The 20,173-nt window shown below is 63.6% G+C and carries 22 protein-coding genes; 12 read left to right on the plus strand and 10 right to left on the minus strand.

The window, feature by feature from the left end:
* Nucleotides 1-3 precede the first annotated feature (3 nt).
* Entirely contained in the window at nucleotides 4-1,368 is a 1,365-nt protein-coding gene (locus tag HB634_RS22110; RefSeq protein ID WP_213950136.1) for an amidohydrolase family protein, read from the minus strand.
* A 153-nt stretch (nucleotides 1,369-1,521) separates the two neighbouring features.
* On the opposite strand from HB634_RS22110, the gene HB634_RS22985 reads away from it, so the two are divergent.
* Nucleotides 1,522-1,650: a hypothetical protein gene (locus HB634_RS22985; protein ID WP_255548749.1), complete on the plus strand. Its 129-nt coding sequence runs from the start codon at nucleotides 1,522-1,524 to the stop codon at nucleotides 1,648-1,650.
* Between the two features lie 60 nt (nucleotides 1,651-1,710).
* Nucleotides 1,711-2,841, plus strand: a complete 1,131-nt coding sequence (locus HB634_RS22115) for an acyltransferase (protein WP_213950137.1) — start codon at nucleotides 1,711-1,713, stop codon at nucleotides 2,839-2,841.
* Here the strand turns inward: HB634_RS22115 and HB634_RS22120 are convergent.
* The 3 genes from HB634_RS22120 to HB634_RS22130 form a co-directional block, all read right to left on the minus strand.
* On the minus strand, nucleotides 2,810-3,709 hold the full coding sequence (locus tag HB634_RS22120; RefSeq protein WP_213950138.1) for a YihY/virulence factor BrkB family protein: 900 nt from the start codon (nucleotides 3,707-3,709) through the stop codon (nucleotides 2,810-2,812). The two genes, HB634_RS22115 and HB634_RS22120, sit on opposite strands and share 32 nt — an antisense overlap.
* 45 nt (nucleotides 3,710-3,754) lie before the next feature.
* Nucleotides 3,755-3,940 carry a CsbD family protein gene (locus HB634_RS22125; protein ID WP_063572082.1) on the minus strand — a complete coding sequence of 62 codons (186 nt, stop codon included), beginning with the start codon at nucleotides 3,938-3,940 and terminating at the stop codon, nucleotides 3,755-3,757.
* Between the two features lie 103 nt (nucleotides 3,941-4,043).
* Nucleotides 4,044-4,652, minus strand: a complete 609-nt coding sequence (locus HB634_RS22130) for a flavodoxin family protein (protein WP_213950139.1) — start codon at nucleotides 4,650-4,652, stop codon at nucleotides 4,044-4,046.
* Between the two features lie 104 nt (nucleotides 4,653-4,756).
* On the opposite strand from HB634_RS22130, the gene HB634_RS22135 reads away from it, so the two are divergent.
* Together HB634_RS22135 and HB634_RS22140 are read left to right on the plus strand one after the other, a co-directional pair.
* Nucleotides 4,757-6,076, plus strand: coding sequence for an Nramp family divalent metal transporter (locus HB634_RS22135; protein WP_213950140.1), 1,320 nt, complete (start codon nucleotides 4,757-4,759; stop codon nucleotides 6,074-6,076).
* A gap of 313 nt (nucleotides 6,077-6,389) precedes the next feature.
* On the plus strand, nucleotides 6,390-6,899 hold the full coding sequence (locus HB634_RS22140) for a DUF6496 domain-containing protein (RefSeq protein WP_213950141.1): 510 nt from the start codon (nucleotides 6,390-6,392) through the stop codon (nucleotides 6,897-6,899).
* 78 nt (nucleotides 6,900-6,977) lie between these two features.
* Here the strand turns inward: HB634_RS22140 and HB634_RS22145 are convergent, their stop codons facing one another.
* The gene (locus HB634_RS22145; protein WP_157504675.1) at nucleotides 6,978-7,136 is read right to left on the minus strand and encodes a hypothetical protein; all 159 of its coding nucleotides are present in this window, start codon (nucleotides 7,134-7,136) and stop codon (nucleotides 6,978-6,980) included.
* 497 nt (nucleotides 7,137-7,633) lie between these two features.
* Here HB634_RS22145 and HB634_RS22150 point away from each other — a divergent pair, with 497 nt between their 5' ends.
* From HB634_RS22150 to HB634_RS22165, 4 genes are all read left to right on the plus strand, one after another.
* Nucleotides 7,634-8,746, plus strand: coding sequence for an S-(hydroxymethyl)glutathione dehydrogenase/class III alcohol dehydrogenase (locus tag HB634_RS22150; protein WP_213950142.1), 1,113 nt, complete (start codon nucleotides 7,634-7,636; stop codon nucleotides 8,744-8,746).
* An 8-nt stretch (nucleotides 8,747-8,754) separates the two neighbouring features.
* Complete coding sequence (locus tag HB634_RS22155) at nucleotides 8,755-9,171, plus strand: ketosteroid isomerase-related protein (RefSeq protein ID WP_063573269.1); 417 nt, start codon at nucleotides 8,755-8,757, stop codon at nucleotides 9,169-9,171.
* 64 nt (nucleotides 9,172-9,235) lie between these two features.
* Complete coding sequence (locus HB634_RS22160; RefSeq protein WP_213950143.1) at nucleotides 9,236-10,222, plus strand: MBL fold metallo-hydrolase; 987 nt, start codon at nucleotides 9,236-9,238, stop codon at nucleotides 10,220-10,222.
* A 32-nt stretch (nucleotides 10,223-10,254) separates the two neighbouring features.
* Nucleotides 10,255-10,479, plus strand: a complete 225-nt coding sequence (locus tag HB634_RS22165; RefSeq protein WP_063573273.1) for an RNA-binding S4 domain-containing protein — start codon at nucleotides 10,255-10,257, stop codon at nucleotides 10,477-10,479.
* 68 nt (nucleotides 10,480-10,547) lie between these two features.
* Here the strand turns inward: HB634_RS22165 and HB634_RS22170 are convergent, their stop codons facing one another.
* The 5 genes from HB634_RS22170 to lexA form a co-directional block, all read right to left on the minus strand.
* Nucleotides 10,548-10,847 carry a hypothetical protein gene (locus HB634_RS22170; RefSeq protein WP_063573271.1) on the minus strand — a complete coding sequence of 100 codons (300 nt, stop codon included), beginning with the start codon at nucleotides 10,845-10,847 and terminating at the stop codon, nucleotides 10,548-10,550.
* Nucleotides 10,848-11,066: 219 nt separating this feature from the next.
* A complete protein-coding gene (locus tag HB634_RS22175) occupies nucleotides 11,067-14,210 on the minus strand; it encodes an error-prone DNA polymerase (RefSeq protein WP_213950144.1) in 3,144 nt (1,047 codons plus the stop codon).
* A 6-nt stretch (nucleotides 14,211-14,216) separates the two neighbouring features.
* Nucleotides 14,217-15,626 (minus strand): DNA polymerase Y family protein, encoded by a 1,410-nt coding sequence (locus HB634_RS22180; protein WP_213950145.1) that lies wholly within the window; start codon nucleotides 15,624-15,626, stop codon nucleotides 14,217-14,219.
* Between the two features lie 73 nt (nucleotides 15,627-15,699).
* Nucleotides 15,700-16,329, minus strand: coding sequence for a translesion DNA synthesis-associated protein ImuA (gene imuA / locus HB634_RS22185; RefSeq protein WP_063571834.1), 630 nt, complete (start codon nucleotides 16,327-16,329; stop codon nucleotides 15,700-15,702).
* A 2-nt stretch (nucleotides 16,330-16,331) separates the two neighbouring features.
* On the minus strand, nucleotides 16,332-16,958 hold the full coding sequence (gene lexA / locus HB634_RS22190) for a transcriptional repressor LexA (protein ID WP_063571833.1): 627 nt from the start codon (nucleotides 16,956-16,958) through the stop codon (nucleotides 16,332-16,334).
* 296 nt (nucleotides 16,959-17,254) lie between these two features.
* Between lexA and HB634_RS22195 the strand changes: the two genes are divergently transcribed.
* The 4 genes from HB634_RS22195 to HB634_RS22210 all read left to right on the plus strand — a co-directional run bounded on the left by HB634_RS22195 (nucleotide 17,255) and on the right by HB634_RS22210 (nucleotide 20,117).
* A complete protein-coding gene (locus HB634_RS22195) occupies nucleotides 17,255-17,530 on the plus strand; it encodes a hypothetical protein (protein ID WP_213950146.1) in 276 nt (91 codons plus the stop codon).
* Nucleotides 17,531-17,595: 65 nt separating this feature from the next.
* Nucleotides 17,596-18,717: an MFS transporter gene (locus HB634_RS22200; RefSeq protein ID WP_213950147.1), complete on the plus strand. Its 1,122-nt coding sequence runs from the start codon at nucleotides 17,596-17,598 to the stop codon at nucleotides 18,715-18,717.
* 15 nt (nucleotides 18,718-18,732) lie between these two features.
* On the plus strand, nucleotides 18,733-19,353 hold the full coding sequence (locus HB634_RS22205) for an HAD family phosphatase (protein WP_213950148.1): 621 nt from the start codon (nucleotides 18,733-18,735) through the stop codon (nucleotides 19,351-19,353).
* Nucleotides 19,350-20,117 carry a DeoR/GlpR family DNA-binding transcription regulator gene (locus HB634_RS22210; protein WP_213950149.1) on the plus strand — a complete coding sequence of 256 codons (768 nt, stop codon included), beginning with the start codon at nucleotides 19,350-19,352 and terminating at the stop codon, nucleotides 20,115-20,117. Before HB634_RS22205 ends, HB634_RS22210 begins: the two co-directional genes overlap by 4 nt.
* Nucleotides 20,118-20,173: the final 56 nt, after the last annotated feature.

A 20,173-nucleotide genomic window follows, 5' to 3' on the forward strand; every position in this document is an offset into this window, starting at 1 on the left:
GGCTCAGGGCTTGAACGTGTCGACGGGCCCTGAAACCTGGCGACCGCGCTGCCACACGGCGTCGATGGTCGTTGTCGCTTCGATGTCACCCGAGGGATCGTTATCAAGCACGATGAAGTCGGCCCGCTTGCCATTCGCAAGCACGCCGCGATCGTCCAGGCCCAGTAGCTGCGCGGCGCTCTGTGTCGCGACGTGGATCGCCTCCAGCGGGGTCAGGCCGGCGTCGACCATCAGGGCCAGCTCGCGATGCTCCGCGAAGCCGGGAATCCGTAGCGGCATGGCGCCTGCATCCGTGCCGAAACCTATCTTTACGCCGGCGTCGTGCAGGGTCTTCAGGTTCTTGAGGTTGACCTGCAAGGCCTCTTCGTTGACCGGTGTCGAGCCGTCGTTGTTTACCTTGTCGCGCCACGCGCCATCGGCAAACTGTTTGGCCAGGTCTGGCTGCACGGCATGCTGGAAGAAGGGGCGGTCCATCCAGCCGGGGTGGCGCGCATAGATGAACGCAGCTTCGTTGAGATCCAGTGTGGCGATGTACCAGGTGCCATGCTGTTTCAGCGCCTCGATGAAACCCGGGTCGACCGGCTTGTCGCGCACGCCATGGGCAAGGATGTCCACTCCGGCGTCGACCAGTTGCCGCGCATCTTCCAGGTAATAGACGTGTGCGGCCACCCGCAGGTGCTTCGCGTGGGCCTCGTCGATCACGGCGTGCCAGATCTCCGGCTTCATCTTGACGGGAAGGCTGCCGTTGAAATCGTCCAGCCAGATCTTGATCAGGTCCGTTCCGCGTGCCGCTGCGGCGTCCACATCGGCGCGAGCTTCCTCCGGCGTGGCAGGGCGGTCGAGCTGGTTGGGCCCGGCCTGCATCATCTTGGCCGGTGGCGCCCCGTTAGGCACGCCGATACCCCGGTCGGCGCCGAACAGGTCGGCACCGTCAGCGTTGCCGGCATGCAGGTCGGCACGGAGGGGATAGAAAATGTCGGGGTTGTTCACGCCGAGCGAGGTCACCGTGGTCACGCCGTAGGCCCGCCATTGGCGCAGTTGGCGAAGCCCGTTCTCGCGCGTATAGAGTTCGGGCAGTCCGCTCTTGCTGCCGTCCACGGAGCCGATATGTCCGTGGTCGGAGACCAGCCCGGGAATGATCGTCTTTCCCGTGTAATCGATGACCTTGGTACCCGCCGGCATCTTCGCGCGAAGGCCCGAGCCCATGAGCGAGATGTGGTCGCCGTCGATCACCAGGGTGACATCCTCCCGTGGCGGTGCACCGGTGCCGTCGATGACGCGTGCGCCGCGGATCACGGTCGCGGCGCCGACCGGACTGGAAGCGGCAGCCAGCGCGAGGGCGAGCAGGGTGGGGCGGAGCAGGGTCATGGAAAACATCCTTCCTGGTGATTGCCCGTCACGAATAATGCACGAGGTGCGAAGACCGTGTCGTTGCGAAATTCGTCGTGGCGCCGTTGTCACACGCGGTGCACAGGCAGCGGCCGAATCTCCGTACCCACATCCACCGCGGAGCACCAGGCAATGGAAGAGAAAGACATCACCCCCGTAGCGGACAAGCAACGCGGCGGCATCGGCTACATCCTGCTCTGGGTGCTGGGCGTGCCGATTCCGATCCTCATCCTGATCTTCCTTGTACGCGGTTGCACGTAACCCCCCTCGAAGCGCCCCGTACTGTCGTATAAGCTTCCGTGATCCATTACGGAAGTGCCCATGTCCCAGGCAACCCTGCCGCGCAGTCCCGGTATCGACATGCTGCGCGGTGTCAGCATCGCTCTCGTCGTGATTCACCACCTGGGCCTGCGGCTTCCGTTACATAAGACGGGGGCCGCGGGCTGGGTTCCGGTATTTATCCTGAAGGGTTTGATCTTCAACGGATACGAGGCCGTTTTCCTCTTTTTCGTGGTATCCGGCTTCCTGATCACGCGACACACGCTGGAGCGAGACGGCGCCCTGGGGACGATCGACTGGCGCAGCTTTTACGCGCGCCGCGTGGCACGCATTGCGCCTTGTCTGCTCGGAATCCTTGCGATCCTGCTCGCCTGCCACGCGCTGGGCGTGCCCAACTACGTGATAGATGCGGGTCGGCAATCGCCGGGCGGCGCCACGCTGTCCGCGCTCACGTTTACCCTGAATGTCTACGAGGGCCATACGGGTTGGCTACCGGGGGGATGGGACGTGCTCTGGTCGCTTTCCGTCGAAGAGCTGTTCTATGTTGCTTTTCCCCTGATGTGCCTCGGCCTTGGCAAGACACGATGGCTGGTGCCGCTGTTACTGCTGTTGGTCTTCTCCGTGCCTTTTACGCGCGCGGCGATCGTCGACAACGAGATCTGGCAGGAAAAAGCGTATCTGCCGGGCATGGGTGCCATTGCCGCAGGGGTTCTCGCCGCCCTGTTCACCGCGCGCCACGGCGTTCTCCCGCGCCGGGCTCGTCGAGTGCTTGCCGTCATCGGGGTGGTTGCCCTGGCCCTCGTGATGTTCTCCGGGGGATGGTTGTGGCACGCGATCCACGAGGGCTACATGCTCGTCCTCATTGGCTCCGCGGTGTGCCTGGTCCTTGCGGCGCCAGAAGGCGGAAACGCGCCACGCGGAGGCGGCTGGCTGAGGTCGATGGGGCGGGCCAGCTACGAGATCTATCTCACGCACATGTTCATCGTGTTCGCGCTGGTGGGCGTTGCCAGGATGACCGGCACCGACACGGTCTGGGGATGGGTATGGTATTTGCCCGCATTGGGCCTTTGCTGGCTGCTTGGCGGGCTCGTTTCACGTTATGTGTCGGAGCCCGCTAACCGTGCACTTCGGGCGCGCATGCTCAAGCCCGCTCGTGCGGTTGCGACGGTGTGACCTCATCGGCAAAGCTCTCGGCATGTTCCGCTGGCCGGATCTTTGCCCCGCGCGCCACAGCTAGCCCACGGGTGAGCTCAGCGCCCAGAAGCACGATGATGGACGCGTAATACACCCACGTCAGCAGCACGACAATGGCGCCGGCGGGACCGTAGGCGCCTCCGATGGATGCATGCTCGATATAAAGACCGATGACGAACTTCCCGGCCGCGAACAGAACGGCGGTGAGGATGCCGCCTCGGGTAGCGTCCTTCCAGGCAATCTGCGCGTCCGGTAGCACGCGGTACATCGCGCCAAAGGCGATCGCGAACACGACGAACGAAACACCTGCTTCGGTGAACTGCCAGGCCGTCGTATCGCCCGGAATCATGGCCTTGATCAGCCCGTTGATAACAAAGGAGATGATCAGCAGGAAGGCGATGCCGACCAGCAGGCCGAAGGCCCGTGCACGCGTGCGAAGCCAGCCCACGACGGCCTCACCGGGCTTGGCCCGAAGCTTCCACACCCGGTTCAGCGTGGACTGCAACTGGGTGAAGACGGCGGAAGCGCTGAAGAGCGTGATGAACAGGCCGATGAGGCCGACCACGTTACCCAGGTGGGGCCGTTGCTTTGCGTTGTCGATGACAAGCTTTACGGCGCCGGCGCCTTGCGTGCCGATGACACTGGTGAGGCTGTCGACGAGGTCGTTTTGCCATTCGGGGCGAAGTGCCGCGAGCACCCACAACAAAAGCACCAGCAAGGGTGCGAACGACAAGGCCGAATAAAAGGAAAGCGCCGCGGCCCGGGTCATCAGCTCGTCGTCCGTGAATCCGTCGATCGCGGTGCGGACGGACTTGGTCGCGAGGTCGAGCCAGCGGCGCAGGGACATGATCAAGGGGCGCGGGAGTCGGTTAAGACCTCCCGCGCTGCCGAATCAATGATGGCGATCGGTGTCACGTGCTTTGTCCGCGGCCTTGCCGACTTCCTTCTGGACCTTGCCGGCGTTCTTTTCGATATTGCCCGCCGCTTCTTTGGCGTGGTTGCCGGTCACCTTGCCGACGACTTCCTTCACGGCGCCTTTCACTTCGTGCTTCGTGCCTTCGGTACGATTCTTGTCCACGATGGAGATCCTCACCTGGCTCTGCGTCATTCGCAGCGGGATCGATTTACGCCGTTACGGCATTACAGACGCGTGAAGCGAATGTGCGTCGGCATTCACTCGTTCACGGCGGCGCAGGATAGTTCGACGCCTTCAGGATCGTCGCCAGGTGCGCCGCGTTCGTGGTGAGCGTCGCGATGGTACTGGCGACTTTTTCGGGTGTCTTTTTCAGGTCGATATAGTTTGTGTCGCTCATCGCTTCGCCCACCCAATAGGCCGAGCTACCCGCAGGAATCGTGAAGCCGACGTCGGCAAGGGCCTGATACAGCTCGGCGGTCACGTGATGCGCACCATCCTCGTTGCCTACCACGCCGACGATGCCGACCTTGCCGAATGTCGGGTAGCGGCCATCGTCGCCGATATCACCGAGGATGGCGTCCATACGCTCGATAACGCGCTTGGAGACGCTGGAGGGTTGTCCCATCCAGATCGGCGTGGCGATGACAAGAATGTCCGCCGCCATGAGCCGTTCGCGCAGCTTTGGCCAGTCGTCGCCTTCGCCCTCGTCATGCTTCACGCCGGGCTTGATGTTCAGGTCGACCACGCGCGCGCTGTCCGTTTCGACGCCGTGCTTCTTCAGGCCGTCAAGCAATTGGTCCAGCAGTTTCTGGGTCGAGGACGGCTTGGGTGAGGGCGATAGCGTGCAGTTCAGTCCCAGGGCTTTCAGCGTCATGGGGGCCTCTCCGTTGGAAAGGTCTAAACGTGACGCCGCGTCCGTGCAATGCGCGTCGTCTTCAGGTGCATACGTCACTGCGGTTCTTCGTTAGCATGACGCCCATGTTTTCCTTACCCAAGACGGCCACCGCGCCGTTCTGCCCGTCCGAAGTTGCTGGCTCGATCGTGGTGCCGGCCGGACTTCCGTGGTGGAAGAAGGCTGCGCGCTTCGCCGGGCCCGGGCTTCTCGTATCCGTCGGCTATATGGACCCCGGCAATTGGGCGACGGACATCGAGGCCGGGTCTCGCTTTGGCTATCGGCTGCTCTTCGTCGTCCTGCTTTCCAGCCTTGCCGCGATTCTCTTGCAATGCCTGGCCGCAAGGTTGGGTATCGCCACGCGCAAGGATCTCGCGCGGCTGTCCAGTGAGCGTTATCCGAAGGCCGTGGGGCGGGTGCAGTGGGTACTTGCGGAGATATCGATCATTTCCTGCGACCTGGCCGAGGTCCTCGGCAGCGCGCTGGCCTTCAAGCTTCTTTTCAACGTGTCGCTGCCTGTCGGCGTGGCCCTGACCGCACTGGACACCTTTATCGTGCTGGGCCTGCAGGGGCAGGGCTTCCGTCGCGTGGAGGCGATCATCCTCGGCCTCGTCGGCACCATCGGCATCTGCTTCGTCGTGCAACTGTTCCTTATCGGGCCAGACTGGGCTGCGGTGGCGGCCGGCTTCGTGCCTTCCATGCACGCCCTGTCGTCGCGCGAACCCCTGTACCTGGCGATCGGCATCCTCGGCGCGACGATCATGCCGCATAACCTCTACCTGCATTCGTCCATCGTGCAGACGCGCGCCGTGTCCGGTGAAGAGGGCAAACGGGCTGCCATCCGGCTCACCCGTGTCGACACCATCGCCTCGCTGTGTCTCGCGCTGCTCATCAATGCGGCCATCCTCATCGTGGCCGCCTCCGCCTTCCATCGCACGGGGCGGACGGACGTGGCCGATATCTCCGATGCTTACCAATTGCTGGCGCCGATCGCCGGCACCACCGTCGCCGCCATGGCTTTTGCCATCGGCCTGTTCGCTTCGGGGCAGAGCTCGACCTTTACCGGCACGATAGCCGGGCAGGTGATCATGGATGGCTTCCTCCAGATGAAGCTTCCCTGCTGGCAGCGGCGCCTGATTACCCGCGGGCTGGCCATCATTCCGGCCTTCATCGGCGTGGTGACGATGGGCGACCGGGCGATCGGTGCCCTGCTGGTGGCCAGCCAGGTGGTCCTGAGTCTGCAGTTGCCCTTCGCCATGTATCCGTTAATCCGCTTCACCGACGATCCCGGGTTGATGGGTGTGTTCGCCAATAGCCGACTCGTCTCGTACTCGGCGTGGTTCCTGTTCGTGGTGATCTCTGCGGCCAACCTCTGGCTGGTTGCTCAGGTGTTCGACATGGCGTGACGCGAGGCCGACATGCGCGTCACATATCGCCGTGCAGTCTCGGCCACCGACGACATCACCGGCGCCCGACGCGATGCAGAGTCCCTACGTTCCGGAAACACCTGGCAGCTCACCGGTCATCCCGGAAGAGAAGCCGAACGCGCCAAAGCCGGAAATACCCGGCAACCGCCCGGCGGGGGATCGGCCCCAGGAGCCTCGTCCGCATCCGGACGACCCCGAAGATGATGGCGTTCCCAGGCCACCGGCGCCCGAGGCGCTGGATGTTCGCATTCCATGACAGCACGCATTCCCAGAAGCCAGAGGAATTCCGCTCATGCCAGAGAAAAAAACCACTGCCAGGGCACGGAAGGACAAACGCGAAGGTAAATCGGCTTCGACCCAGGCCGGCGAGTATGTGCGGGAAGAGATCGACCATGTGCGTGAAGGCAAGCATGGCGCGCGGTCGGCCAAACAGGCCATAGCGATCGGTCTTTCCAAGGCGCGCCGGGCTGGCGTGAAGGCCAAGCCGTCGAAGACCGCGAGCGCCGCCACGAAGAAGAAGGCGGCGCAGGAAACCAAAGCGGCCACGCGCAAGCGGTCGTCTGGGACCGCGGTGAAGAAATCCACTGCCCGCAAGCGCGCCTCGACCAAAGCACTCAAACGCGAAGGGACCGCCGCCGTGTCAAAGCGGGCGCTCTCCACGCAAGCAAGGAAGAGCGCATCCAAGCGCACGGCGAGCAGCCGCTCGGCCGCAGCAAAGAAGGCGGCGCACACCAAGGGTGCTGCGGGAAGGAAGACCGCCGCGAAGAAGGCGGCGCGGACCAGGGCGAAAAGAGCCTCCTGATCGTCATCGGGCCCGCGTTATGCGGGCCCGATGCTTTCGCTCATCTCGGATGAGAGAGCGGGGAATGGGAGCAGCGTCTTAGACGGAATCGCCACTCAGGCGGCTGGCGACTTCGCCCAGCCAGTCGTAACCGTCCATTTCGCCACCGAACAGGTCCATGCCGGCCATGTCGGCGGCGCGGTAACCATTCGAGAACTCGAACGTCGAGATGCCGTAATCGTTGCGAAGCTCATTCATATCGTTTCTCCCAGCCTTTATCGGGACCGGTTATCAATCGTCTGACGCCACACCGCCGGTCTCTGGCGTGACGGGGACCTTACGCTGCTGCAGGCCGGTGTTGAGAGGCGCTGAGCGACTGGTCCGTTTCGTTTGGTGAACAATAGGTTCGTTAGTCTTTCGTCATGCCACGTTCGGGCTTAATTTCTGTACTAACCAGTTTCCTATGCACCCCTGTGTATGGGCGCCCTCAGCCTTTACAAGGGCTTTCAAGCGTTAAAGGCTTGGACAGCGGGTGTAAGCAAAAGGTTCAAAAAAAAAGTTATCGAGGCCGTTCGAGGCGTCTGTCTGGTCTCTTGCGGTGGCCTTTCGTTCGCCGTTTGAGCCCCATCTGTTAACCGTAGTTTAACTCAAGGGGTGACTGCCTGCCACGTAGGGCGTGAGCAACCGTTCAGTTAGAATCGACGATCCCCCCGGCTCCGAGCCGGTTTGACCGCTTTTGTACGAGGAGTTCCGCCATGAAGTCTCGCGCCGCCGTTGCCTGGGAGGCCGGAAAGCCGCTTTCCATCGAAGAAATCGACGTTCAGGGTCCGAAGGCGGGCGAAGTCCTCGTGCGGATCGTTGCTACGGGTGTGTGCCACACCGACGCCTACACGTTGTCGGGCGATGACCCGGAAGGCGCCTTCCCGGTCATCCTCGGCCATGAGGGCGGCGGGATCGTGGAGGAAGTCGGCGAGGGCGTCACCTCCCTCAAGCCGGGCGACCACGTTATACCGCTCTATACGCCCGAATGCGGCGAGTGCAAGTTCTGCCTGTCGGGCAAGACGAACCTCTGCCAGAAGATCCGCGTCACCCAAGGAAAGGGGCTGATGCCGGATGGCACGTCACGGTTCTCGATGGGCGGCAAGCCGCTCCTTCATTACATGGGAACCAGCACCTTTAGCGAGTACACGGTGTTGCCGGAGATTTCCCTGGCGAAGATCAGCAAAGAGGCGCCGCTGGAGAAGGTCTGCCTTCTGGGCTGCGGGATCACCACGGGCATCGGTGCCGTGCTGAATACGGCCAAGGTGGAACCCGGCTCGACCGTGGCCGTCTTCGGCATGGGCGGCATCGGCCTCTCGGTGGTGCAGGGTGCGGTCATGGCCAAGGCCTCGCGCATCATCGTGATCGACACCAATCCGTCGAAGTTCGAGATGGCGAAGATGTTGGGTGCTACCGACTGCATCAACCCGCGCGACTACCCGGACACGCCGATCCAGCAGGTTATCGTCGACCTGACCGACGGCGGCGTCGATTATTCGTTCGAGTGCATCGGCAGCGTCGACGTGATGCGCGCCGCGCTCGAGTGCTGTCACAAGGGCTGGGGCGAGTCGATCATCATCGGTGTCGCCGGCGCCGGCCAGGAAATCCGCACACGCCCGTTCCAGTTGGTCACCGGGCGCGTGTGGCGCGGTTCGGCGTTCGGTGGCGTGAAGGGCCGCAGCCAGCTGCCAGGATACGTAGACCGTTATATGGGTGGTGAGATCAAGATCGATCCGATGATCACGTATACGATGGGGCTGGAAGACATCAATCGCGCCTTCGACCTCATGCACGAGGGCAAGGCCATCCGCTCCGTCATCATTTACTGAGCTTGCCGATGAATGCATCGATCGACCTGATCCGCCGGTATCACGAGGCATTCAACCGTGCCGACTGGCCAGGCATGCTGGCCCTGTTGGACGAGCACGTCATTCATGACCTGAACCAGAGCGGCCGCGAAGTCGGGCGTGAACGTTTCGCTGCTTTCCTCCAGCGTACGACCGCCAGCTATGACGAGCAGCTTAAAAACGTCGTGGTCATGGTCAACGAGACCGGCACCCGGGCGGCGGCGGAATACATCATCCACGGTGTGTACAAGGCTACCGACGAAGGGCTTCCTCTCGCTCAGGGCCAGTCGTATGCCATGCCCGGGGGTGCCTTCTTCGACATCGCCGATGGCAGGATCCTTCGGGTCAGCAACTACTACAACCTCGAGGACTGGCTCTCCCAGATACGTCGGATCGATGTCGACTGAGCCTTGAACGAGTGGGCAACGGGCCGCAGGTCTTCTGCGACCCGTTTCTCATTCAAGGTTGAGCATGGCCTGGACGAACCCGTTCTTCGACCGTTCCAAGGAACACCACACACCGGAAGGATTCCGCAACCTCGAGCCGGACATCCGGCCGCCCGGCGGGCTCAAGCGCTGGCGTCGGGAGCGCAAGGAGCAACAGCTGCCCCGTCCACCCGATGCCGGCTACGAAGCCTTTGCCCGGCGCTGGTGGCAGACTGCTAACTTCGATGGCCATCAGGATGCCGCCTGGTGGCTGGGTCACGCCACTGTCCTGGTACGGCACCAGGGGCTTACGGTGCTCACCGATCCGGTTCTGGGCCAACGCGCCTCGCCGCTCTCGTTTGCAGGGCCGGCGCGCCGCACGATAACGCCCGTCGACGTGGCTGGCCTGCCTGCCATCGACGTCGTGGTGATCTCGCACAATCATTACGATCATCTCGATAACGCGACGGTGCATGCGCTCGCCCGGCGTTTCCCTCAGGCCGTTTTCCTCGTACCGCTAGGGTTGAAGCGCTGGTTCGACAAGGCGGGCATCGGCAACGTCCGTGAGCTGGACTGGTGGGCGAGCACCGAGGTTCGGGGTGCCATGTTCACCTTCGTACCGGCGCGTCACTGGAGTGCGCGAACGCTGTGGGATCGTAATCGCTCGCTCTGGGGTGGCTGGGTCATGAACCATCAGGGCTTCCGTTTCTGGTTCGCGGGCGACACGGGCTATTCCGACAGGCTCGCCGAGATCGGTCGGCGGGCCGGTCCGATCGATCTTGCCGCCATTCCCATTGGCGCTTATGCGCCTCGCTGGTTCATGCAGGGGCAGCACGTCGACCCCGCACAGGCGGTCCAATTGCACCAGGAGATCGGCTGCAAGCGCTCCATCGCGATCCATTGGGGCGTGTTCGAACTGGCCGATGACCAGCTGGATGAGCCGCCGCGGCTGCTCGGCGAGGCACTGGCGGAGGCGGGCCTGACGGAGGAGGACTTCATGCTCCTCAACATTGGTGGCCGAATTGCGCTCTAATGGCAGACCCGATCATCCGAAAGCCGCCCGCCATGTCGTTTCATGAATTCCGCCTCGAAGGCGAGTATGTCGAACTCAACCTGCTGCTGAAGCTCGCCGGTCTTGCCGGTAGCGGTGGCGAAGGCAAGCGTTTCGTCGCCGATGGCCTTGTGACGGTCGACGGTGTCGTCGAATTGCGCAAGACGCACAAGGTACGTGCCGGACAAGTGGTGAAGTTCGGCGAGGAAGAGATCAGCGTGTTGCCCGAAGTCGACTGAACCCAGCGGCACGCACAAAAAAACCCGGCGCTTCGCAGCGCCGGGTTTTTTCGTTCATGCGCGTGAGATTACATGCCCGACGAGGACGACTTGGCCGGAGCCGCCGTGTCACCCGTGGCAGCCTTCTTGTGCGTCTTCTTGTGGGTCGACTTCATGGTGCCGTCAGACGTACCGGACTTCATCGAATCGCCAGACTTCATTGAATCGTCCGACTTCATCGAGGAATCGCCCGACTTCATCGAATCGCTGCTCGTCTGCGTGGGCGTGGCGCTCTTGTCCGCTTTTTGGGCAGCATCCTGCGCGAAGGCCGCGCTGCCCATCACCGTACAACCAACCAGCATCGCGAGGATCAGTTTCGTGTTGCGCATGACGTAGCTCCTGGAACTTGTGGCGCCGATAGGAACATTGCGATACCCGGCGCGTAGGCATCGCTCACCGGTGACCCGGACTAAGTACGTGATGCAGACGCTATCCCTTTTTCGATGAACGTTGCTCTTGCAACGCAGCATTTCCTAGGCGTTCGTTCAGGTGAAAATTAGCATCCGTTAAGTGACGGCGTGGGACGCGTGGTGTGAGCAGGGCGTGGACTAGTGAAAGTCGCGCGAGACCGAGCCCAAAGCCGGCAGCAGGTCACTGAAATCGTGAAGACGATTCGCTACCAGGTGGCGCACACCATCGATCGACTGCCATTGCCCGTCGACAGCCAGGAGCACGGCATCGAGCAGTGCCTGGCGACAGGCTTCGGCCACCCTGGGCCGCACGATCACGTTGACCTGTCCGGTTTCGTCTTCCAGGGTGACGAAGGTGATGCCGCTCGCGGTTTGCGGTCGCTGGCGCACAGTGACCAGGCCGGCGTGGCGTATCCAGGCCCCGTTACGAGTGGTTTCGAGTTCGCTGGCGCGACGCACGCGCCGGGATTGCAAGTTCTTGCGAATCAGGCTGAGCGGATGTGCGGCAAGTGAGAGGCCATGAGTGGCGTAATCGGCGAAAACATTTTCCGTGAGAGTAGGCGGTCGCAGGGTCGGGCGTTCCTCGGCGACGTTGTCGAGCAGGGGCAGCGCCCGCTCGATGCCCGAACTCTCCCAGCGTGCGCGATGCCGATGGCCGCTGAGGACGCGCAAGGCTCCCGCGTCGGCAAGGCGTTCTCGCTCGAAGCGATTCATGCCGGCGCGGCGGGCGAGATCGGCCAGGTCGCGAAACGGTGTCTCAGCACGTGCGGCGACGATTCGCACACCGAGATCGGCGGACAGGCCGCCGATCAGTCGTAAGCCCAGGCGCAGGGCGAAGGTGTCGGGTGTATTCGGTAAGCGCTCCAGGGTGCAGTCCCAGTCGCTGGCTGTGACATCCGGCGGGCGAACTTCCACGCCATGCCGACGAAGATCGGCCACCAGTTGTGCTGGCGCGTAGAAGCCCATCGGCTGGCTATTGAGCAGCGCACAGGTGAAGACCGCCGGGTGGTGGCACTTCATGTAGGAGGACGCATAGGCGATCAGGGCGAAACCGGCCGAATGCGATTCGGGAAAACCGTAGCTGCCAAAGCCCTGGATCTGGTCGATGATCTGCTGGGTGAATTCCGGTGTGTATCCGTTCTCCGCCATATTGCGGCGAATCCTCGGCTCGAATTTCTGCAGACCGCCGCGGCGCTTCCATGCCGCCATGGAGCGGCGCAATTCGTCCGATTCGCCAGCGGTAAAATTCGCGACGACCTGCAGGATCGCCATGACCTGCTCCTGGAAGATCGGCACGCCGAGCGTACGTTCCAGCACCGGTCGCACGCCGTGTTCGTAGACGATCTCACTGGCGGGAAGCTTTCGACGCTGCAGGTAGGGATGGACCATGCCGCCCTGGATAGGACCGGGCCTGACGATGGCCACCTGGATAACCAGGTCGTAATAGCACGCGGGTTTCAGTCGCGGCAGCATGGACATCTGCGCGCGTGATTCGATCTGGAAGACACCGACGGTATCGGCGTTCTGGATCATCGTGTAGGTGTCGGGGTCGTCCATGGGAATGTCGGCGAGGCGACGGTAATCCTCACCGCCAAGCTTGCGTAACAGCTCGACCGCTTTGCGCATGCAGGTGAGCATGCCCAGCGCCAGGCAGTCCACCTTGAGCAGCTTCATCGTTTCCAGGTCATCCTTGTCCCACTGGATGATCGTGCGATCGTCCATGGCGGCGTTCTCCACGGGAACGAGGTAGTGCAATGGCGTGTCGGAGATGACGAAGCCACCGACATGTTGCGACAGGTGCCGGGGCATGCCGTTGAGTTCCTCCACCAGCACGACCAGCTGGCGAAGGGTCCGGCTGCCGATGTCGAAACCACGCTCCTGAAGGCGCACGGTGATCGGTACATCGCCATGCGCATGCGAGTAGGCATGGCTGAGCTGGTCGAGCTGGTCTTCCGACAGGCCAAGCGCGCGACCCACATCGCGCGCGGCACTCTTGCGCCGATAGCTGATCACGGTGGCGGCGAGTGCGGCACGTTCGCGTCCGTATTTGTTGAAGACGTACTGCAGCACTTCCTCGCGGCGTTCGTGTTCGAAGTCGACATCGATATCCGGCGGCTCATCGCGTTCGATCGAAATGAATCGTTCGAAGAGGGTGGAGATCTGCGCCGGATTGACCTCGGTAATGCCCAGGCAGAAACAGACCACGGAGTTCGCTGCCGAGCCGCGGCCCTGGCAGAGGATCTCGCGCGAGCGGGCGAACCGCACGATGTCCTGCACGGTGAGGAAGAAGGCTTCGTACTGCATCTGGCCGACGAGCATCAATTCTTTCTCGATGCGTTCGACCAGCCGCTCGGGGATGCCTTCGGGCCAGCGCGTGGCGGCGCCGGCATAGGTGAGCTGGCGCAGGTAGGCCGGTGCATCCATGCCATCGGGAACCAGCTCACGTGGATAGACGTAGTTGATGCCGCGGATATCGAAACCCGTGCAACGTGCGGCGACCACGAGCGTCTCGTCGATGAGGTCCGCGGGATAGATGCGTGCGAGGGTCTCGCGCCGGCGCAGGTGACGCTCGCCGTTGGGAAACAGGGCGTGGCCTGCTTCGGCGATGGGTCGGTTGAGCCGGATCGCCGTCATGACGTCCTGCAGGGCGCGACGCCGGCGCAGGTGCATGTGGACGTCGCCGGCGGCGACACAAGGCAACGCGTGACGCACGCCAAGCTCGCGCAGAGCCATCAGTTCAGCGTCGTCGTGCTGGCCACGGTGCAGCTCGACGGCAAGCCATGCGCGCTCGCTGAAATGCTTTGCCACCCAGTGGGCGCGCTCGTCGTGCAGCGTGGCGTCGGCGGCGTTCAGGGGCCCGGGAATCCATAGCAGGCAAAGCCCCCCGGCGAGAGACTCGATGTCGGTACGGTGCAGCTCGTAGTGGCCCTTGGCCGCGCGTCGGCGACCCAGGGTGATGAGCCTGCACAATTCGGTATAGCCGGCCTGGTTCTCCACCAGCAGAACCAGCACGGTGCCGTCCTCGAGCCGGAACTCACTGCCGACGATCAGGGGCAGGTTGCTTTCCAGCGAGGCCTCCAGCGCACGCACGATGCCGGAGAGGGAGCATTCGTCGGTGATGGCCAAGGCGCCGTAACCGATGTCCTTCGCACGTTCGAACAGTTCGCGCGCGTTGGATGCACCGCGCTGAAAACTGAAGTCACTCAGTGCATGCAGCTCGGCATAAGCGGGGGCGGGGGCATCTCCGTCGTTGGCGGGAGGCGGTAGTTCGAAGGGAAGCATGGAAACTCAGGCGAACCAGCCGTGCAGCATCCAGCCGTCGAGTGTGCCGGGCGGCAGGTAGGCCCAGGCCTGCTGGCCCTCTACCGTGCGCACGATGTAGTAATCGCGACGCGCATCGGCACCGTCCCACCAGCCACTCTCGATTCGCTCGGGGCCGGCAAGGACGGCGACCGGATCCGGTCGCATGGGCATCGGGCGAGGCAGCAACCAGAGCGGCCGGCGGCGACGCGGTAGGGAGACGACGGGGCCGGGGGTGCCATAACGCATGGCGCGCTCGGGCCGGTGGTCGGCGACCAGTGCGATCTGTCGCAACGCTGCGTCGCCCAGACGTGCGCGCAGCCGCTCGTCGAGTGTCGGCCAGTCGAGGCCATCACCGCGAACGGGTTCGAACAGGTCGCGCAGGGGTGGCCGGAAAACCGGCAGCTCTTCCGCGACGAGTTCGATCGCCCGCGCCGGCGCCGGTAGGGTGGTTCGCTCGAGGCGTGTACGGGCCAGTTCGAAAAGTCGCTCCGCTTCGCGCTGCGGTGCCGCCATGGCAACCACGATGCGGGTGCTTTGGCCACGCGCGTGTTCGAGCGTCAGGGTGAAACGTTGCACGCCGCCGTCGCGTGCGGCAAGCAGGTTGGCCAGTTCACGGGTCAGGCGGCGCAACGGGAACAGCAACGGCTGGCTGCCGTCGAGTTCACTGTCGAATTCGATTCTCTGCAGGAAGCTTGCCGGTGGTTGCCAGGCGGGCAGGGCATGCGCCGACTGGCCACGGATGCGGTCGAGCCATGCCACGCCATCGCGACCGATGCGTCGGGTCAATTCGGGACGGGGCAGGCGGAAGATGTCTTCCAGGCGACGGAAGCCCATCGCCTGCAACGACTTCACCATGCTGGCGGAAAGTCCGCTCCGGGTCAGCGGCAACGCGGCAAGCATGCGCAGTACGCCCTCGCGTTCCGGCAGCACCATGCCATCCTCGCTCGCGGCAAAAATCCACGAGGCGGCAGCAAAGGGCGTGGCGGCGAGGGTGTGCGGATGGCCTTGTTCGAGCAATCCGCTACGCAGGCGTTCGGCGAGTACCGGCCAGCCATCGAAAAGACGAAGGCTGGCACCGACTTCCATCAGGATGGCCTGGGGCGGCGCCAGGCTGACATGACCGCTGAACTGGTAACACCACGCGGCAATGCCGGCGAGCAGGCGGGTTTCGGCATCGCGGTCACGTGGGCGCACATCGAGGGCTGGGCATAGCGCCCGTGCGGCGGCGACGCTTTGCCCACGGCGTACGCCGAAGGCGGCGGCTTCTTCATTTGCGGCGGCGATCAGGCGTTGGCGCGCGTGGCCGTCGAGTAGAGCGGAGGGGCCTGCCTCCGGTGTCGCGGCGAAGGCGGCGGAGAACGCCAGGCCGGGAAAACGGAGACAGGCCCAAAGCATGGCTGCGGAAGAGGGGCGACGACGGAGCGTCCGTCACGACGGCGTGTGGAACGCGGCGTCATGACGGGATCCATCAGGCCCGCATGCGCAACAGCGGAGCGGTGGTGGTCAGCAGGCCACGCGACTTGAGGACATCCACGTAGGTGGCCTCGTCGCTGTTGCTGACCTTGAGGCGGAGCGCGGCCGGGCTGTTCTGCGCGGCGTGCGTGGCCGGGCGGAAAAGCATGGCGCAGGCGTCGCCGGTTTCGGCGGCCAGCTGCAGGCGACGCAGGCTGCGGTAGTCGATGTCGGGCAACCAGCCGACCACGGCGCCGCAGCAGCCCGAGCGCAGGCACTGCTCCATGCTCCATGCGGCCTCGGTGCTGCCGGCATGGATTTCATGCAGAAAGCGTAGGTCGACACCGGCCGCGGCCAGCGCGGGGGCATAGGGAAGATAAGGCGGCGCGACGAAGATCACGCGGCGGTGCTCCTGGGTCAGCGCGGCAAGTGCAGGCATGACCAGATCCAGTTCGCCCAGGCCATCATGCTCGAACAGGATTTCGCTGAGGGCACCCTGCGGCCAGCCACCGCCGGGCAGTTTCGCGTCGAGCGAGGTCCAGCCCGTGGACAGCGCGCGTACGCGCGGCTGACGGTCGGCGGAACGCCGCCAGATACCGGGATGGTCGAGCACCTGAGCGAGATTCGGGGAGGCGATGGCGTTCATGGTCAGGTCCTGCGAATGATGCCGACGTAACGCCCTTCGATGGCGAACGCGTGGCGACGGGGATCGACTTCGATCGGCTCGAAGTCGGGATTTTCGGGTAGCAACAGGACGCGGTTGCGGTCGTGCTTGAGGCGTTTCACGGTGACTTCGTCGTCCAGCCGGGCGACCACGATCTGGCCATCGGTGGCGACGGCCGTCTTATGCACGGCAAGCAGGTCGCCATCGAGGATGCCCACATCGCGCATGCTCAGGCCGACGACACGCAGGAGGTAATCGGCGCGCGGGCGGAACAGCGCGGGATCGACTTCCAGTTGCGATTCGATGTTTTCCTCGGCGAGGATGGGCGAGCCGGCGGCAACGCGGCCGATCAGCGGCAACTCGTTGGCTGCCTGGCCGCGCAGGCTCGAGGCGAGACCGGGGGGAATGCGCAGCCCGCGGTGCTGCGGGGAGCGCTCGAGCACGCCTTTACGGACCAGAGACTCGACACAGGCCTGTGCTGAACTGTGGCTGGAAAAGCCCAGGGCATCGGCGATCTCGCGCAGTGTCGGCGGGAGCCCTTGCGCCTGCAGGTATTCCTGCAGGAAGGAAAGGGTCTTTTGCTGACGCTCGGTAAGGGTAGGTGTCGACATGCGTACATTTGTACACATGCCAGGAGAGCGGCGCAAGGGGGAGCTTCGATTACGGGATGACTCAAGGGCTTGTCGCCCTATCTCAATCCGGTTTTCCCTTACACGAAGGCGAGGGCAAGGGCATCTGGAGATGGCTTGCCATTGGGCAAACCATGGACGAACTCCCGGGATAAGCCGTCTGAGAGGCCCAGAGAACCGCCATGACCCCCGTCCATGCCTCCAGCGCGACATCTTCCTCTAAGCCGGCTGGCCATGAGCAGCTTGCATGCCCCCCATCGCCAAAGCAGGATGCCGACATGGAACACAGACTTAGCAGGCTGGAAGTCACCACCCAGCATATCCAGGACGATCTTCGCGATCTTCGTACCGATGTGGGCGAGTTCAAAGCTGAAATGCGCGAATTCAAGGGCGAAATGCGCGGCGAAATGCGTGACTTTCGAAAGGAGGTCCGCTCAGAGTTCCGCGATGTCCGCCATCAGGCGCGCACGGATTTCCGTCTCCTCTTCGGCGCAATCATCAGCCTGGCCGTGGGTATGGCGGCTCTGATGGCTAAAGGCTTTCACTGGGTTTAAGACCCTATTGCACGTTTGTGCACGTTTACGTACATTGATGCGCATTCCTCGTCCCCGGAAGCCGCATGAATCCCGTACGCGCCACCCGTTTGATCTTTCTCCTCTCCGGCATAGGCATGGCCAGTTGGGCACCGATGGTGCCTTACGCCAAGGCCCGCCTTGCCCTCGACGACGCCACCCTGGGCCTCGTGCTGCTGTGCATGGGCTTTGGTGCGGTCATCGCCATGCCTATCGCGGGTTTCCTGAGTCATCGGTTCGGCCACCGCTACGTGATCGGCGTGAGCGGCCTTCTGGTCTGCGTGGCGTTGCCCTTGCTGACCCTCGCCCCGAGCGTCTGGTGGCTGGGCGCAGCCTTGCTGTTCTTTGGTGGGTCGATCGGCGTCGTCGACGTGGCGATGAATGCTCACGCGGTGGATGTCGAGAAGCAGCAGGGGAGGCCGATGATGTCCGGTTTCCACGGCCTGTTCAGCGTCGGCGGCCTCGCAGGCTCCGCGGGCATGGCGGCCCTGTTGCATGCCGGCTCACCCCTGACGGGTAGTGCGATCGCGGTATCGATCCTGTTGCTGGTCATCGTTGCCACGCAGTGGCGGCACTTCCTCGTCCGCCACGACGACGGTTCTGGTGAACCGCATGCTCGTTTCCGTCTGCCTGGCGGTGCGGTGTTTCTTCTCGGCTTCCTCTGCATGGTCGTGTTCCTTGCCGAGGGTGCCATGCTCGACTGGAGCGCCGTATTCCTGCGTTTCTCACGCGGCTTCGATCCGTCCGTGGCCGGTCTGGGCTACGCCGCGTTCTCGATCGCCATGGCTGTGGGCCGGCTGCTCGGCGACCGCATCACCGCTGCACTGGGTCCGGTCAACATCGTTCGCATCGGTAGCCTGATCGCCGCCGCCGGCTTCTTCCTCGCTACGACGCTGCCGTGGGGGCCGGCGGCGCTACTCGGTTTTGCTCTGGTCGGCATCGGTGCCTCGAACATCGTGCCCGTGCTGTTCAGTGCCGCTGGCCGGATGCCCCGCACCTCGCCCGCCATCGCCATCGCCACGGTTACCTCGCTGGGCTACGCCGGAATGCTTGCCGGGCCGGCCGTCATCGGTTTCGTCGCCAAGGCCAGCACGCTATCGATCGCCCTGGGCGGCGTCGCGTCCCAGCTCGTCGTGGTATCCCTTTGCGCGTCCATCGCGCGCCGCTGATCCAAGGAGTCTTCCATGCATTCCAAACGCAATGTGGTCATCTTCGATTTCGGCGGGGTACTTGTCGACTGGAATCCCCGCTACCTCTACAGCAAGCTGTTCGGCGACGATGAAGCCGGGATGGAGCGTTTCCTCGCCGAAGTGACCACGCCTGAGTGGAACCTGCAGCAGGATGCGGGACGCCCGTGGGAGGAAGCCGTGCGTTTGTTGACCGCGGAGCATCCCACCCAGGCCGATCTGATCGCGGCCTACCAGCATCGTTGGGAAGAGACCCTGGGCGGTCCCATCGACGACAGCCTGCATATCCTGCGTGAGCTCAAGGACGCAGGGCATCCCTTGTATGGCCTGACCAACTGGTCGCACGAGACCTTTCCCATCGCACGTCAGCGATATGCATTCTTCGACTGCTTCGACGGCATCGTGGTGTCGGGCGAGGAGGGCATGATCAAGCCCGATCCGAAGCTCTACGAAACCCTGCTCGAGCGATACGACATCGACCCGACCTGCGCCATCTTCATCGACGACAACAAGATCAACGTGGAAGCCGCGGAGGCCCTTGGTATCCACGGCATCCATTTCCATACCCCGGCCCAGTTGCGCGCCGAACTGATCGAGCTCGGATTCCTGCCGAAATGAACGCGCCGGACACCACGCTGCCGCGCGAGCGGCAGCAACTGATCCTCGAACGCCTGCAGCGCGACGGAAAAGTCATTGCCGCGGATCTCGCCCAGGAATTCCGCGTATCGGAAGATTCGATCCGCCGTGATCTGCGCGACCTTGCTGCCCAGGGATTGTGCCGTCGCGTTTACGGCGGCGCATTGCTTGCCGTGAATATCCCGCCCCTGGGTGAGCGACATGCCGAACGTACCGAGCTGAAACGAGCGCTCGCCCGCACGGCGCTAAGTCTGGTCGGCACCGGCCAGATCCTCTTCATCGACGCCGGCTCCACCAACACGGTGCTGGCGAAGATGCTCCCCGATCACCATGACCTTACAGTGGTGACGAATGCACCCGATGTCGCGTTGGCGGTGCTGGGGCGGCCGGGATTCGACGTGATCATGCTCGGTGGCAAGCTCGATCCCGCGATCGGTGGCGCGATTGGCTCGCGCACCGTGCGGCAGGCTCAGGATATTCGCGCGGACCTGTGTTTCCCGGGCGTGTGCGCGATCGATCCACAGCGTGGGCTATGGACCTACGACGAGGAGGAGACGGTCTTCAAGCAGGCGATCATCGAGGCCAGTGGCGAGACGGTCGCCATCGCGACACCCGACAAACTGGTGGCGTCGGCGACGCATCACACGGCACCGATCACCGGCATCTCGCATCTGGTGGTCGCGTCGGATACGGATGCGGCGGTGGTGGCGCGTTATCGCGCGGCGGGCGTGACCGTGCACATGTAACACCAGCCTGTGTAACCGCTGGCAACAGGATCTGTAGGAGCCGATTCATCGGCGAT

This window comes from Luteibacter sp. dw_328, from assembly GCF_018449605.1.
Classification (GTDB): domain Bacteria; phylum Pseudomonadota; class Gammaproteobacteria; order Xanthomonadales; family Rhodanobacteraceae; genus Luteibacter.

Excerpts from the sequence above, each read along its gene's own strand:
- HB634_RS22110 (WP_213950136.1), bottom strand. The coding sequence starts at position 1,368 with ATGACCCTGCTCCGCCCCACCCTGCTCGCCCTCGCGCTGGCTGCCGCT.
- HB634_RS22985 (WP_255548749.1), top strand. The coding sequence starts at position 1,522 with ATGGAAGAGAAAGACATCACCCCCGTAGCGGACAAGCAACGCGGCGGC.
- HB634_RS22115 (WP_213950137.1), top strand. The coding sequence starts at position 1,711 with ATGTCCCAGGCAACCCTGCCGCGCAGTCCCGGTATCGACATGCTGCGC.
- HB634_RS22120 (WP_213950138.1), bottom strand. The coding sequence starts at position 3,709 with ATGTCCCTGCGCCGCTGGCTCGACCTCGCGACCAAGTCCGTCCGCACC.
- HB634_RS22130 (WP_213950139.1), bottom strand. The coding sequence starts at position 4,652 with ATGACGCTGAAAGCCCTGGGACTGAACTGCACGCTATCGCCCTCACCC.
- HB634_RS22135 (WP_213950140.1), top strand. The coding sequence starts at position 4,757 with ATGTTTTCCTTACCCAAGACGGCCACCGCGCCGTTCTGCCCGTCCGAA.
- HB634_RS22140 (WP_213950141.1), top strand. The coding sequence starts at position 6,390 with ATGCCAGAGAAAAAAACCACTGCCAGGGCACGGAAGGACAAACGCGAA.
- HB634_RS22145 (WP_157504675.1), bottom strand. The coding sequence starts at position 7,136 with ATGAATGAGCTTCGCAACGATTACGGCATCTCGACGTTCGAGTTCTCG.
- HB634_RS22150 (WP_213950142.1), top strand. The coding sequence starts at position 7,634 with ATGAAGTCTCGCGCCGCCGTTGCCTGGGAGGCCGGAAAGCCGCTTTCC.
- HB634_RS22155 (WP_063573269.1), top strand. The coding sequence starts at position 8,755 with ATGAATGCATCGATCGACCTGATCCGCCGGTATCACGAGGCATTCAAC.
- HB634_RS22160 (WP_213950143.1), top strand. The coding sequence starts at position 9,236 with ATGGCCTGGACGAACCCGTTCTTCGACCGTTCCAAGGAACACCACACA.
- HB634_RS22165 (WP_063573273.1), top strand. The coding sequence starts at position 10,255 with ATGTCGTTTCATGAATTCCGCCTCGAAGGCGAGTATGTCGAACTCAAC.
- HB634_RS22170 (WP_063573271.1), bottom strand. The coding sequence starts at position 10,847 with ATGCGCAACACGAAACTGATCCTCGCGATGCTGGTTGGTTGTACGGTG.
- HB634_RS22175 (WP_213950144.1), bottom strand. The coding sequence starts at position 14,210 with ATGCTTCCCTTCGAACTACCGCCTCCCGCCAACGACGGAGATGCCCCC.
- HB634_RS22180 (WP_213950145.1), bottom strand. The coding sequence starts at position 15,626 with ATGCTTTGGGCCTGTCTCCGTTTTCCCGGCCTGGCGTTCTCCGCCGCC.
- imuA (WP_063571834.1), bottom strand. The coding sequence starts at position 16,329 with ATGAACGCCATCGCCTCCCCGAATCTCGCTCAGGTGCTCGACCATCCC.
- lexA (WP_063571833.1), bottom strand. The coding sequence starts at position 16,958 with ATGTCGACACCTACCCTTACCGAGCGTCAGCAAAAGACCCTTTCCTTC.
- HB634_RS22195 (WP_213950146.1), top strand. The coding sequence starts at position 17,255 with ATGGAACACAGACTTAGCAGGCTGGAAGTCACCACCCAGCATATCCAG.
- HB634_RS22200 (WP_213950147.1), top strand. The coding sequence starts at position 17,596 with ATGAATCCCGTACGCGCCACCCGTTTGATCTTTCTCCTCTCCGGCATA.
- HB634_RS22205 (WP_213950148.1), top strand. The coding sequence starts at position 18,733 with ATGCATTCCAAACGCAATGTGGTCATCTTCGATTTCGGCGGGGTACTT.
- HB634_RS22210 (WP_213950149.1), top strand. The coding sequence starts at position 19,350 with ATGAACGCGCCGGACACCACGCTGCCGCGCGAGCGGCAGCAACTGATC.